This is a genomic window from Paenibacillus sp. FSL R5-0749 (assembly GCF_038595085.1).
GTDB lineage: Bacteria > Bacillota > Bacilli > Paenibacillales > Paenibacillaceae > Paenibacillus.
The window spans coordinates 3577233-3590745 of the sequence record NZ_CP152005.1 but is presented as its reverse complement, the minus strand read 5'-3'; the positions used below and the strand labels follow the sequence as shown (position 1 = coordinate 3590745).

At 45.2% G+C, this 13513-nt stretch carries 10 protein-coding genes; 1 reads left to right on the top strand and 9 read right to left on the bottom strand.

Annotated elements, in window-relative coordinates:
• Positions 1-145 precede the first annotated feature (145 nt).
• The 6 genes from MKY85_RS15835 to MKY85_RS15810 all read right to left on the bottom strand — a co-directional run bounded on the left by MKY85_RS15835 (position 146) and on the right by MKY85_RS15810 (position 10469).
• Positions 146-1747: an AraC family transcriptional regulator gene (locus tag MKY85_RS15835; RefSeq protein WP_342570020.1), complete on the bottom strand. Its 1602-nt coding sequence runs from the start codon at positions 1745-1747 to the stop codon at positions 146-148.
• Positions 1748-1855: 108 nt separating this feature from the next.
• Positions 1856-2860 (bottom strand): ABC transporter substrate-binding protein, encoded by a 1005-nt coding sequence (locus MKY85_RS15830; protein ID WP_342570019.1) that lies wholly within the window; start codon positions 2858-2860, stop codon positions 1856-1858.
• 291 nt (positions 2861-3151) lie between these two features.
• The gene (locus MKY85_RS15825) at positions 3152-5200 is read right to left on the bottom strand and encodes a glycoside hydrolase family 16 protein (RefSeq protein ID WP_342570018.1); all 2049 of its coding nucleotides are present in this window, start codon (positions 5198-5200) and stop codon (positions 3152-3154) included.
• Positions 5201-5352: 152 nt separating this feature from the next.
• Complete coding sequence (locus tag MKY85_RS15820) at positions 5353-6894, bottom strand: response regulator (RefSeq protein ID WP_342570017.1); 1542 nt, start codon at positions 6892-6894, stop codon at positions 5353-5355.
• A 3-nt stretch (positions 6895-6897) separates the two neighbouring features.
• On the bottom strand, positions 6898-8736 hold the full coding sequence (locus tag MKY85_RS15815) for a histidine kinase (protein ID WP_342570016.1): 1839 nt from the start codon (positions 8734-8736) through the stop codon (positions 6898-6900).
• A gap of 74 nt (positions 8737-8810) precedes the next feature.
• Entirely contained in the window at positions 8811-10469 is a 1659-nt protein-coding gene (locus tag MKY85_RS15810; protein ID WP_342570015.1) for an extracellular solute-binding protein, read from the bottom strand.
• Between the two features lie 194 nt (positions 10470-10663).
• On the opposite strand from MKY85_RS15810, the gene MKY85_RS15805 reads away from it, so the two are divergent.
• Positions 10664-10921 carry a GlsB/YeaQ/YmgE family stress response membrane protein gene (locus MKY85_RS15805; protein ID WP_074095306.1) on the top strand — a complete coding sequence of 86 codons (258 nt, stop codon included), beginning with the start codon at positions 10664-10666 and terminating at the stop codon, positions 10919-10921.
• 58 nt (positions 10922-10979) lie between these two features.
• On the opposite strand, the gene MKY85_RS15800 is transcribed toward MKY85_RS15805, so the two are convergent.
• The 3 genes from MKY85_RS15800 to MKY85_RS15790 form a co-directional block, all read right to left on the bottom strand.
• Positions 10980-11153 (bottom strand): hypothetical protein, encoded by a 174-nt coding sequence (locus MKY85_RS15800; RefSeq protein ID WP_342570013.1) that lies wholly within the window; start codon positions 11151-11153, stop codon positions 10980-10982.
• Between the two features lie 135 nt (positions 11154-11288).
• Entirely contained in the window at positions 11289-12188 is a 900-nt protein-coding gene (locus MKY85_RS15795; RefSeq protein ID WP_342570012.1) for a phosphotransferase, read from the bottom strand.
• A gap of 264 nt (positions 12189-12452) precedes the next feature.
• The gene (locus tag MKY85_RS15790; protein ID WP_342570011.1) at positions 12453-13247 is read right to left on the bottom strand and encodes an SDR family oxidoreductase; all 795 of its coding nucleotides are present in this window, start codon (positions 13245-13247) and stop codon (positions 12453-12455) included.
• Positions 13248-13513 lie beyond the last annotated feature (266 nt).

The window sequence follows — 13513 nt, the reverse complement described above, 5'->3', positions numbered from 1 at the left end:
AGGGCGTATGTACATGTCCGCACATATGATAATCATTATCAATACTATTTTAGCTTCGACAGTGTGACAATAACAATGGACAAAACCGACGGTTGCTTTATACAAAACAAAGAGTGCTGAGCCTTTGGCCGCGAGGAAAACAAACTTATGCTAACGATCGCAGGATATCATCTATTTTTTTGCCGTTAGAAATAATACCGTTATTCATCCAAGTTAGAAAATCTACCTCATATACGCAGTTGTTTCTTACAGCGGGAAGATCGCGCCACTCTGGCTGTTCCAGCAGGACCCTTTCCATCCCTTCTTCTTGGCTATGCCACTTATCAAAAGTAATGAACAGATGGTCCGCGGTTAACGTACTCAGTTCCTCTACAGAGAGAGTGAACATACCCGGCTTATTCGATTTTGAGGCTATACCTACTGCGGAATGGGCGCGTAAGCCAACATCACCATAGAGCACCGTTGAAACAAAACCTTGTCCTTCTTCTGTATATTGGATGATCTGGTCCGCCGAGATACGCAAAAAAGCGACTGTTTCACCTTTCATAAGCTGATTCAGCATATGGCTCGCGTTCCGTGCTTTGAAAGCATAATTTGCAATCGCATCGTCGGCCAACTCCATCCGGCCAAAATAATCGGCGACGGTACGCAGCAGCGTACGCCAATTCGTGGTCTGCTCTCGCAGGATGCACGTGTTGGATATACGTCGGTACTGAGAATATTGTTGTTGCTCGTAACGATCCGCAAGCATTATCAGATCCGGCTTATAATAGGTAAGCTCGTCAAAGTTGCCGCTATTCTCGTCGAACGTCGGAATGTGGTTTAAACCTAGATACTCTTGTTTTCCCCATTTCTCATGTCGATATTGGACGATCGGTTGCATACCCAGCGCAACGAGAAAATCCTCCAGATACGGTGCCACTACTCTAAGCTCTCCCTTGCGGCTTCGGCGGTATTGTCCGGGCGAGATGCCTACCGTCTGCTTGAAACGACGACTGAAATAATATTCATTGTTGAATCCTGCATTGAGCGCAATATCGAGCAGTCTGTCATCGGCGCATGCCAGCCACTTTTTGGCTTGACTAATCCGTACTTCATTCAAGTACTGAAGCGGTACTTGACCCGTAACCTCTTTGAACAGGCGAGTATACTTCCAGCGATCAATGCCTGCAATGGAAGCCAGCTCCTCGACGGTCAGAAGCTCACTGTAATATTCATGGATGTGCCGTATACTGCGCTCTACCCCGTGACGCTCGATATCCGTTCCTTTATCTTCAGTTGCAGGTGCATTTTGGCGGAATAGAAAGAGCAACAGCTCTTGGAATTTAACATATCGTTGGAACAGCTCCAGCTCGCCTGTCGCTCCGCTAAGTCCATATAACTCATCAAGCAGCTCCATCGCTTTCGCGAAGGGTGTGCAGGCAAGCTCTTGCTTGTCCGGCAGCAAACTTGAAGCTTCATCATTGCCGATCATTGTGAAGCACACTCGGTAATAGCTGCAGTTTATGACCTGTTGATCAATAGAGAAAGCTGTGTCAGCATCCTGTAAATAGCATTTTCCCTGACCGGTTCCATTCATGAGAAAGAAGAGTTCAAAACCTTCTTTGTCGTTTCGGTTTCGATCCTCGTCTTCGCCGTCCCAGTCACTCGTCTCTACTTGTTCGCCCACTACAAAAAAGCGGATCGATCGTAGCACATATTGAACTGAAGGAGCCGTCCACGCTTGTTTGCCCTCTTCAATATCCATTCTTACTATCCATCGCCTTTCAATTGATATTCATTCTCAATGTATATAGTGTAAATTAAAAAGAGTCACCCTTCAACCTTCGTTGAAAAGTGGCTCTTCCCTGCTCCGTTATGGGGCAAGCAATCGAAGCAAATCATCCATCTTCAGCCCGTTGGCTGTAATGGCTCCCGTCTGCCAATACGATCTCTCAACGGGATATACATGGCCGTTCTTAAATGCAGGAACCGTCTGCCATAACGAATTGGCCTTCATTTCTTCAAGCGCTTTTGCGTTACTCTCTTCCTCCCATGTTCCGTTGGACGGCAGCAAAATAATATGGTCCGCGTCAAGTTCCGGAATAACCTCATTCGACAAGACGATGTTGCCCTCCGTCATTGCCTCGGCAAATGCGGGAGCCTTCAGCCCAAGTTCCTTATACAAGATTTCTCCGACAAACGTGTTATGGATGCCGAAAATATTGATCGATTTGTCCGCGACGTTCATCCGCAGAACAACAATCTTCTCATCGCCGATCGCTGAGTTCAACTTTGCTTTTACATCGGCAATGTGAGCATCATAATCGGCAATAACCTGTTCTGCCTTCTCGCTGAGACCAAGCAAATCAGCAATTAAGGTCAATGTTTTGCGCGAATCCGAAAGTACGTCGTCCGGCAAGCGAAACGTCGGTGCAACCTTGGAATAAAGCTCGTATTGTTCTGCATCGACCTCTCCGGCGCCAATGATTAAGTCTGGCTCGGCCACGAGCAAAGCCTCGATATTTCCGGTCACATCGAACAACGGCACGTCCAGCTTCAAATAATCCTGCTTGCCCCACATCGGGTTATAGTATTGCACAATAGGCGTTACCCCAAGCGCAACCAAATAATCTTCACGGTAAAGAGCCGAGACTCGCTTCGGATTGGTCGGAATCTCTACCTCTCCGAAGCCATCGGTTACAACGCGTGTTTCCGTCTGAGATGGAGCTTCGCTGGTGGCTGCGGTTGCCTGTCCGGCCTGATCGGTAGACACCGTAGCCGCACCCTGTTTGCTTGCCGATGCGCAACCTGTCACTGAAATTATGGCTGCTGTTATAAGCGAAATCCACCTAATTTTCATAAATACTGATCTTGCCATGTCTGCCTTCACTCCCGTAAGTTTTATGTATTGTAGCAAAAATAATGCATTCATAATGATAATCATTATCATTTTGCTTGAGTAGATTTTACCCCATATCGGATTGCATGCTCAATATACATTCTACAAGATCGGCTTTATACAAACTCGTCATTTCCCTATTCAGATACAAGATCAACTAACCCCAAAATTGTTCAACCATAGTTGATATAGAAAATTCAAATGAAACAAAAAACCGTTGATCATCTGAATTAGATCAACGGCTTATTAATTATGGAAATTGCTGTTTTATTACTGTTCTTTATACACGCGTACATAATCCACTTGCATCGTCGCCGGGATATCAGATGCGTTCGGAGTGCGGCCACCGTCAAAGTTTCCGCCGATTGCAAGGTTCATAATGAGGTAGAACGGCTCATCGAAAGGTGCATTCGGATTGTTCGGTGCAGCTGCGGAATACCACTGCTCGTTAGTGACTTTATAGTAAAACTTGCCGTCTACATACCATTTAATGTTGTCCTCTTCCCAGACTACCGAGTATACATGATAATCATTGGCAAAAGTTTGCCCTGCCGGGAAGTGATAATCGCCGCCCGAATACTGGTTTCCAGGCCATTGTCCACCAAAGTGAATGGTACCGCTTACGGATCCAGGCAGACGGCCTCTCGCTTCCATCACATCAATTTCACCTGATGCAGCCCAAGTGCCGTATACCGAGTCTTGTGGAAGCATCCACAGTGCTGGCCATATGCCATCACCGGTAGGAAGTTTGGCACGAAAATCGACTCTGCCGTACTTCAAGGACAGTTTATCCTTGGTGTTAATCTTTCCAGAAGAATACTGTGCATACCGATTAGGGTCCTGCGGGAAAGATTTACTGTCGTTCATAGCTTTGATATTCAGCTTTCCGTCCTGTACATATACATTTTGGGTGCTGTTCGTGTAGTGCTGCAGCTCTGCATTACCCCACCCCCATGTCCCGGGATCGTTGTTGAGATAATATCCTGTTTCATAGTTCCATTTACTTGTATCCAGCGTAGTTCCGTTAAACTCATCCTGCCAGATGAGGTTCATGCCCGCGATAGCCGGATTGGTTGGCGTTCCGATAGAGATATCCTCTTGGTCAGATATATCCGGACGCGGAGCATTGGGATTGCCGATAAAGGTATAGTTGACGAAGTTGTTGCCAATACTTCCGCCCGCCTGACCGTTCAGTGGATAGCCGATACGAATCTGCATATTTTCCTGGATCGGCTGGAACCACAGGCCATAAACGTAATCGGCCCAGTATCCCCACTGGTTGGCATCGGACATATTGTTGTACCCATTACCGGAGTATGCAAATTTGCTCTGGCTGGCGTTACTCAAATCAACCCATTGTCCATTGATGTTAATTTGGTATACAAAATTGCCCAGTTCCTTGGCGATTGGCGCCCCCCCATCAATTTTCGGAAGCGGAACCCCAATGGAACCATTCGCATCTGCTGTGAAGGTTGTTTTTTCGTATGGCGTAATGACATATGAATTTCTTGTAGGTTCATTAAACGTAATGGTATAAACAAGGTTAGCCGAAGAAGTCTTTGATTCCAATTTGACATTGATCGACTCCGTTACGTTAAACCAGTACCCACCGCCGCCATCCGTGAATTGGCCAAAATTTTGATCGTAGATCCAGCCGCTGGCTGCGTTATTGTCAATATCAATCCACGTGCTGCTGTTTACAGGTTTGACATATACCTTCAAATCATCCGCAATAGCTTCATAAGTGACCGCAGGATTATTGTTGAACGTTGGATATGTAAAACCTGCACCGCCGGTGAAGCCTGCTGTGATCTGTGGACCTTGTGTTGCATTCATCGCTGTGATGGTTGTTTTGTTGATGTTTTGAAATACAAGTTGATACTCCAGCTTCACACCATTTGCTTTGGAGTACAGTTGAATCTCGGTTGTTGCGGAGAGGGTGAACCAATAGCCATTGAATCCGCCATCGCTCCAGTGCCCCCAGTTTTGGTTATAGATATATCCGCCTGCCTGGTCGATATCAACCCAGTTGTTGCCCACTTTCACATTAACGCCTACATCACTGTAAACATCATTCCATGTCGCGGAGCCTCCATTGAACTTAGGCATAACAAATCCGTAGCTGGCCTTGCCAACCCCTGATTTTGAAATGACAGGTCCGTCTGCGGGTGAGAAGTACTCCATTGAGGTTACGGTAGTTCCCGCTGCCTGAACCTTTGAAGCTGGAAGTATGCCAATACTAGCCAGCATCACAACCACAAGCAACATACCGAGTACCTTTTTCATAAACCGTTTCTCCCTAAAGTGAGATGGATTCATAATTGCCCTCCTTTAATAGAATAATAGCTTCTCCCAATCCATACGTATTAAGGTAATCGCTTACATAAGGGATATCTTTATTCTATCGAATAGGTTAATTTGCTGAAAAGGTACAATTGTTTTTGTGGTATCCCATTTTTTTGGCTTTTGATTCAATCTGCCTTCTGCCGCATCATCTGTCGGTACTCAGTGGGTTGGATCTGCATCACATGTCGGAACGCACGTGTAAAGCTTTTATAGCTTTCATATCCAACCATAGCAGCCACCTCAACAATTTTATGATCAGTTTCGGCGAGAAGCCGCCGCGCTTTATCCAGACGTACATCCCGTAGGTATTCAGCAAAACCTTTACCCATATTCTTCTTAAACAGATTTGAAAAATAAGCATAATTAAGCGATACATGATTGGATACCATCGCAAGATCCAGCGGTTTATGGTAACTCTCGTGTATAAAACGAATGGCTTCATTAAGATCGTTCGAATGGCGATAGCTGCATTTATAGTCATAATAGAACTGATTCAGCCGAAGCAGCTGCTGTTGTAGTGCTTGTATATAATCACGCATCCCTGGATAATCAAAGAGATTACGCAATGATTCAAGGTCCAGCGCTTCTTCCCCCATATAAGGGCGGATAACTCGTTCGTATTCCTCCATCATTTGAATGGTGGCTGCGCAGAGCTGCTGGGTATAGCGAATAGGATAGCGTTGCAATACCTTTTTGTGAAATAGTGCAGAAATACCCTGAGTCATTATTCCACTGTTATCTGTTCCGATTGACTGGAAGAGTTCATATAAGTCTTCATAGGGAAGTTGCCACTGCTGCTCCATATGCTTAATATGTGCTGGGAAGATACTATACTGATCAGGAAACAGGTAACTGTGGCGATAGAGCTCAAGCACTTGGGTATAGCTGTGTGGTAGTTCTTTTAACCCCTGAATCGGGTTAGTCATGGCTGTTATGGCATCGATCTTTCCTTCCTTGAGTGCTGCAGAAAAAACACTTGGATCTATGGACGCATCCACCGCAAGGATCAGGTATGGGCGATGTTGCAGGCAAATACAACCTTGTCTGCCGAACACACGATAAGCAATGGCTTCCATGCTATGGACGCTGCTGGCTCCGGGCTGCTTAATGCCAACTTCTTCCCTCAGCAGGGCTAGGCGATAATTACGCCATAATACATCATTTTGTTCCTCAATCTGAAGAATCCATGTATCATCACTTAACGCACCTTGCATAAACATTCTTAATTCTTTACTCTCGGTCTCTTGGGCGAGACGGGATACATGCTGCATATTATGCGTAAGTGCCTGCCGTGTCTGGATCTCTTGCCATATATGCTCAAGGGAATTGTGCAGATCCTCTCGTTTCAAAGGTTTTAGCAAGTAGCCCTTTGCCCCAAGTCCGATCGCTTTTTGAGCATATGTAAATTCACTATAACCGCTGATAATGAGGTATTCCACATCCATGTATTCCCCTTTGCTTTGAGCCATGAGTGCCAACCCATCCATATCCGGCATCCTAATATCGGTAATAACGATGTGAATGCAATGCTGCCGCAATAGGCACAGCGCCTCCATCCCGCTCGCGGCACAGTAAATGTTGTTCAGCTTCAGAGGAAATTGATGCAGCATGGCCTGCAGGCCATCACGAATGTGTTTTTGATCGTCCACAATCAGGATATTAATCATGCTCTACCACCCTCCAAGATTTTCATTTTCCCAAGGCAAGCGTATCGTTACACAGGTATATTCGCCTTGCACACTATCAATCCAAAGACCGCAATTCTTGCCATAATGAAGCTGCAACCGCTTATTCACGTTTTCCAAACCAAGTCCGCTCCTGCGGGTAACCATCGGCGTATCCGATTCGCTTCGCAGTACTGCCTGAAGACGTTGTAACATCGCAGGCTCTAACCCTTCTCCGTCATCTTTTATGTTAATGAATAGCAGACAGTCATTCTCCACAGAAAACGTAATTTCTATAGATATGCTACCGCCTGAAGGTGCTCCGTGATGAACCGCATTTTCAACGATGGGCTGCATACACATCTTGGGAATGGCGTAGCGAAGGATCTCCTGCGGAAGATCTGCCGTCATAATGATATTGCCACCTTCCATGAAGTTGATAAATTCAATATAACTTTGGATGTTGGCAAGCTCGTCACGAAAAGCAACAGTATCGCTGCGCCACTGCATGCTGTAACGTAGCTGGGAGCCGAGCGACACCAATGAATTGGCTATAGCAGGTTGCCGCTGTACCTCTGCCACCATTCGAATGGATTCCAGCGCATTATATAAAAAATGGGAATTGATCTGCGAATGCAGAGAGTGTAACTGTGCGTTTTTGGCAATTAACTGCTTATCCACGACCTGTGTCATCAGGCGTTTGACTTCATGTAACATTTTATTATAATTCACCGCCACCTCATCGATTTCATCTCCTCTTTCGTTCTCATCAAGGCCTGTATCAATCATTGCATCCAGCTCCCCTTTCCGTACCTGACGCATTGAAATGAGTACGCTGTCCAACCGCCGGAAAATACGCCGCATCGTTTGGGATACAAGTAGCATAATCAGCAGTAATACACATAATGTAATCGTCACCACATATGCATACCAACTGCGTGGTCCCTTCATCAATGCCTGATGAGAAGCGATATCGACCACATAAGTGTTCAACGGAGCGATGTATCGATACAATACATAGTAACTCTGATCTCCCACCCTGACCTGAAGCGGGCTTTCCTGCGGCGATATATCGAGCTGACGATGGATACTGCCGAGGATTTCCTCCAGCCCCAGCCCGTACTTCTCCGAAAACTCATGCTGGGGATTGTAAACATACTGGGGAGAATCGCTTGCGTTCATCAACACCGAAAAGAAGTCCCCCTTGTTCTCTTGTAGCAGGTCGCTGAAAAACATGCTGTGGGGAACGCGCACTTCCATAATGCTAGGGCGTTTTTGTTCCTGCCCTTGAAGGCGAACCAGACGATAGTAGGATAAGGTGTGCTCACCATCCCTAAAAGAAAATAAGCGGTATGCCGCACCGCCTTCATCCCGAAGCTTTACCCAATAATCCTGCGGTGAAAATTTCTTGTAATGATAGATTTCAGGCCAGATTTCATACAAGTTTGGGTTATCGACGTAAAAACTAAGTTCACTGATCATCGCATTACTTTGAATGATATTGAGCATTTGCTCAAACTGGTTTTGCTTAAACTTCACCAGGCGCAGTCCATCCACAAGCATATTGGAATGAATAAAATCCACAAAGGACTTTTGAGTGAGGGCTGTATTGGAAGCGTTCTCAATCATGTCCATTCTTCTGCGCAATTGTTCATTCAGCCATGTAACGTGGCTGTTGCCTGTCGCCATAGCGTCCTTATATAGCTGGGTTTCTTGCATGCGGATATACACAAAGGATATCAAAATAACAGGTATGGCAATCATCAGGCTAAATGCGAGAAACAGCTTTTGGGATATACGGGCATTGCGATAAAGCTTCCTCAATCTCGTCAGTAGGTATTTCATTCGGATGTATTCACCACCTTTGTTATACCGTATATTACTAGTTATTATGTCGGTAACAATGTATTAGGGAATGGTTATCTGGCTATCTTGGATTTTCGCAGTTCCAGTTCAGCTTGGCGATATTCCATTACCTGGTTAAAGCCGTAGTTCACACGACGTATCAGAAAATTTTCGAAAATTTTGTCAAAGGCAGCTTCATCCTTCGCTGTAATCAGTTCTGGCAGCACCTCTTCCCAATTCTGAGAAATACGTGACCAGGCTAATGCTATATCGGAATCCCCTACAGGATCGAGTCCCTTATAGATGCCGCTGTCCAGATCGGCGTGTTGGTTAGCGAACGCCTCCATTTGCTTAATGGACGGAGTATGCTCGGGTCTCCACGGGTTGACGAAAGCAGGGTTTCGCAGCATCCAGTAGGTATCCATAATGCCATATTCCTTTTCCAGCCGCTCCCGATCCGTGTCATACAACTGGACCATTGCCGCCGTCAGCTGCGGTTTGCCGTTCTCCATCGTCCAAGTTTCACCTTCTTTGCCCAAAAATAAATCTCTTTGGCCTTCTTCGCTGGCCAGATAGGTCAAAAAACGGATGGCTCGTTCAGGGTTTTTCGTGGATTTGCTAATCATCGTAACCATCCAGCCATCCATGCTGCCAGGGAACAGTTTGGCGGATTCTCCCCTGCTGTTCCGGGGTCCATCTACAGCAATATAGGTTGAATTTTGATTCGTAAGGACTTCCAATTTCGAATTGAGGTCCGATATGTCTGTCCATTCCCGAATCATCATAAAATATTGGGCATGGCTGGTTTTTTCCTGCACCTGTGCACTGGAGTCGACCAGAAAATCAACATTAATCAAGCCCTGCTCGTATGCAGTACGAAATGTTTTCAGCCACTCGATATAATCGGGATCTGTCATTCGGTCGTATACCTTTCCGTTCTGTTCATGGGGGATCGCAAGCAAATTTTGCAAGTATTCGGTCATTCCATAGGATGCATTTCCCTGTGCCCAAAACGGACTGATTAGTTGGCCTTTATAAACCGAATATTGATTCTTCAACAATCGCAATGCATTAAGAAAACCTGTCGGCGTGCTAAGGTCCGGTTTGCCCATCGACTCATACAGATCTTTACGTACGAGAAAGGTTTGGTTTGCTCCCGTCAAGCCGGTTGAACGCATCTGTTCGGGACTGTACGCATCATTTGGAATGACATAGGTATGACCGTCCTCCTGCCGATACCATTGTAGAGCACCATCATCTGCTACCTTGAAAAAGTAAGGATCATACTGGTTGGCCAGCTCATCCAGGGCATAGATGAGATGACTCTCCCGAAGTTTGATAACCGCACTCTCCCAGGAGCCGATGGTTATCAAATCCGGCAGACGATCGGTCGTCAACATCCGTGATAACCTCTCGCTTGGTTCACCAGTTAATACTTCAAATTCGATATTGACCCCTGTTTTTTGGGTGACATATTTGGAAGTCAGACTCTCACCCCAAGTGTGCCCGTACCATACGGCTCCAACGAACCACGTTAGATTGACGGGGGTGGTATCCAGCTTCCATGACGGTTCTTGCACATTCAGATTAAAATGCTGGCTCTGCTCTGTGAAGTCAGCATTTGTCGTAACACCCCTATCTTCCGCATGCTCTGACTTGGAACAAGCAGCCAAGCCCGACATCAGACACATCATCAACAAGGCTATAATAAAAGGACTTCGAAATAAGAACACCTAACTGCCTCCTTTCTGTACTGGTCATCTTCAATCCCTATCTGCACCAGCATTCATACCTAGTGGTGGTACAACCGATTTTACTATCATTGGATTAAAATGGAAATGCTTTCATGATCGATTCTCGGATCATCCGCAACATTCCCCCTAATGAAACATAACTTGTAATAATTCAATGGAAGGGAGACCAATGCGTGTATCTAATCTGGATACTTATTGTCGGTGGGCTAATTGGCTGGTTAAGTGGAAATCTGATTGGACGGGACGTGCCGGGAGGCGTACTCGGGAATATCATTGCTGGTTTTGTTGGATCATGGTTAGGGTATGAACTGTTGGGACCGAGGGGGCCGGTGGTGGGTGGATTTCATATCATACCCGCGATCGTTGGCTCAATCATTGCTCTCTTGATTTTCTATGCTCTGGCCCGTGGTGGAGCGTTCCGAAGACGTTAACAGGCGGAGACGTAAACCTGTTGTATATTGGATAATCCTGATCAGAGATGCTGCGACATCAGCGACTTTCATCAAAAAGGTCCGAACCGATAATCTTAGAATGATTACCGATTCGGGCCAACATCAATAATAATCCTTCCATCGTTATAGCTGACTTGAAAAATATCTTCTTGATCCAAGAATTCCGTTTGTAAGCAATAATTCCTGGTGAAAAATCTATGTCATCAAACATAATTATGCCCCCCTCACGTTTGCTAGCGTATTAATGAAGAAGTCATCCGGATCGGTTTGAGTAAATTGGTCGTGAGGGCAGCCGATTAATTTGGTCGGCTGCTTCTTAGTTTTTTGTTAAACTATAATTTCGCCGTCAGTTCAATAAAAAATTTTCACCTTTAAGATATTTCTTAAAATAGTTCTGAATAACTGATGGGAAATTTTCCGCTAAGGATGGTTGTTCATTTGAATTTAGAGAGTGGAATGCAAAAGTCCTAATTATTGACCATATAAAAAATGCTTCTAATAACTCGAAATAATTCTCTTGTAGTTGATTTACTTTGCTATACGTTGAAATAAATACTTTCCTATTCTCAGATGAAAGATGCATAAATGTTTCAGCCATATCAAATAAATAAAAACCATAGCCACAATTGGAAAAATCTATGGGTCGAGGAGTATCCTCATAAAAAACATAGTTACTCTCATGAAGGTCAGAATGAATAATTCCCCAGTTACTTGGCAAACGTTTATGATTTTGTATCACATTTGCTATTTTATGGGCTGACTCCTCCACATAAACAAATACCTCACTTGAGATAAGCTCCAAATTTACTAACTGTTTTAATTGATTAAGTGATGAATATAAATGATCAGAATTGTATATTGGTCTATTAAAGCCTTCAGGTGGATTCCACTGCATAGAATGTTTATGGAGAGCCGCCATTAAGAGAGCCAAATTTTCAGTTTCATTACTTGTTGGCTCTCTTCTAAGCACGCTTCCATGAATCCAATGATGAATAGTCACCATGATTGTATTTTCGCTAAGATCAGTTGATATTTCTGTTACCAGATCACCTTGAAAATTTCTGACAGGGGCAGGTACGACGAGATTTGTATCTTTAACCAAAGCTTCAAGCCAAATAAGCTCTGATGCCACATTCCCTTTTGGATGAATGGAAATCGTTGAGATATGGATTTTGATAAGATACTTTTGATTATCATCGTTGGTCTGAACTTGAAATGTAACATTATCATTCTTTCCGAGATACACAAGTTTTTCCCAAATGATTGGTATCGATGTAAAGCTTCTTTCGCTACCTTCGCATAATCTTCCTCAGAAAGCATAGTATCCACTCCAGTTAATGTGATTTTTACTCCACAATTCTACCAAGCAGACTTTATTTTCTGGTGATAAAAATTGATTATAACTAAACTTTACTGCTCAGTAATTGAATAAAGCCGCTGATCCTGTTGATCGGCGGCCTTCTTTGATTTTATGGAACTATTGTTTCCTTTGAGTTAATGAACCGTCTGCCTAATTAAACCCACCTCGAGAATGGATGATTTGTCCGGTGATCCATTGGGAGTCATCGCTTGCCAGAAAAGCAATCAGGCGGGATACATCTTCAGGAAGACCGATCCTGCCCATCGGAAATCCCGGTAGCAAGGCTTTTTTCACTTCTTCTGACATCCAACCCGTATCAGTAGGACCGGGATCAACCGCATTCACAGTAATGTGAAACGGAGCCAGCTCAGCAGACAGACATTCGGTAAAGGTGGAGACAGCGCCTTTTGTTGCGGCATAAGCGAGATTGCCAGGCATCGGCCCCTTACCCTGACCGGATGTAAGGTTGATGATCCGGCCACCGCAAAGGACCTGCCGGCCGGCCAGTTCAGCCTCCAGCATACGCGCAAATTCGGCCGATAGCATGAACGTGCCTCGAATGTTCATAGCGCAGTGCGCATCGATCAGTGATGCATTCAATTGACGGAAATCAGCTGATACGCTGTACGTAGCGTTGTTGACGAGAATGGTCGGCAGCCCGACAGCCGACCGGCACGCATCAAGCACTCGCGCCGGAGAAGCGGGATCGGTAAGATCGACCTCCATATGCGCTGCCTTAATGCCATACGAGCGAAGTTCTTCAGCGAAGAGATCCGGCCAGTTCTTGTCGGCATCTCCCGGATTCTCTGTCTTATCGTAATCGTACAGATGGGTATAGAACACATTAGCGCCTTCTTGCGCCAACGTGCGGCAGACGGCGGTTCCGATCCCACCAGGGCGGCTTGTGCCTGTCACGATAGCCGTTTTTCCATATAGTTTGCTCATTTTATTTCCTCCGTTTAATAGGGGAGGGAGAAATCCATTTTTCGTTGGAGATGGAATTATCCTGGGTAAAACAAAAAACGGATACATCAAGTATCCGCGCCCGGGTTTGATCAAACGGTTCCTCGCGTCCCTTGAATGATTGCAGATCGGCATCACAAACGAGGCGTGTGGTTATAACCAAAACACCAAGTCGAGCGATCCAGTTTAGATAATCATTACAAGGAAGTCCACATTGTCCAGCGAGTCCCCTTTCCTACATCTCCACT

What these genes read in the sequence shown, in the direction of transcription:
- MKY85_RS15835 (WP_342570020.1), bottom strand. Translation starts at nt 1,747, where the DNA reads ATGGATATTGAAGAGGGCAAACAAGCGTGGACGGCTCCTTCAGTTCAA.
- MKY85_RS15830 (WP_342570019.1), bottom strand. Translation starts at nt 2,860, where the DNA reads ATGGCAAGATCAGTATTTATGAAAATTAGGTGGATTTCGCTTATAACA.
- MKY85_RS15825 (WP_342570018.1), bottom strand. Translation starts at nt 5,200, where the DNA reads ATGAATCCATCTCACTTTAGGGAGAAACGGTTTATGAAAAAGGTACTC.
- MKY85_RS15820 (WP_342570017.1), bottom strand. Translation starts at nt 6,894, where the DNA reads ATGATTAATATCCTGATTGTGGACGATCAAAAACACATTCGTGATGGC.
- MKY85_RS15815 (WP_342570016.1), bottom strand. Translation starts at nt 8,736, where the DNA reads ATGAAATACCTACTGACGAGATTGAGGAAGCTTTATCGCAATGCCCGT.
- MKY85_RS15800 (WP_342570013.1), bottom strand. Translation starts at nt 11,153, where the DNA reads ATGTTTGATGACATAGATTTTTCACCAGGAATTATTGCTTACAAACGG.
- MKY85_RS15790 (WP_342570011.1), bottom strand. Translation starts at nt 13,247, where the DNA reads ATGAGCAAACTATATGGAAAAACGGCTATCGTGACAGGCACAAGCCGC.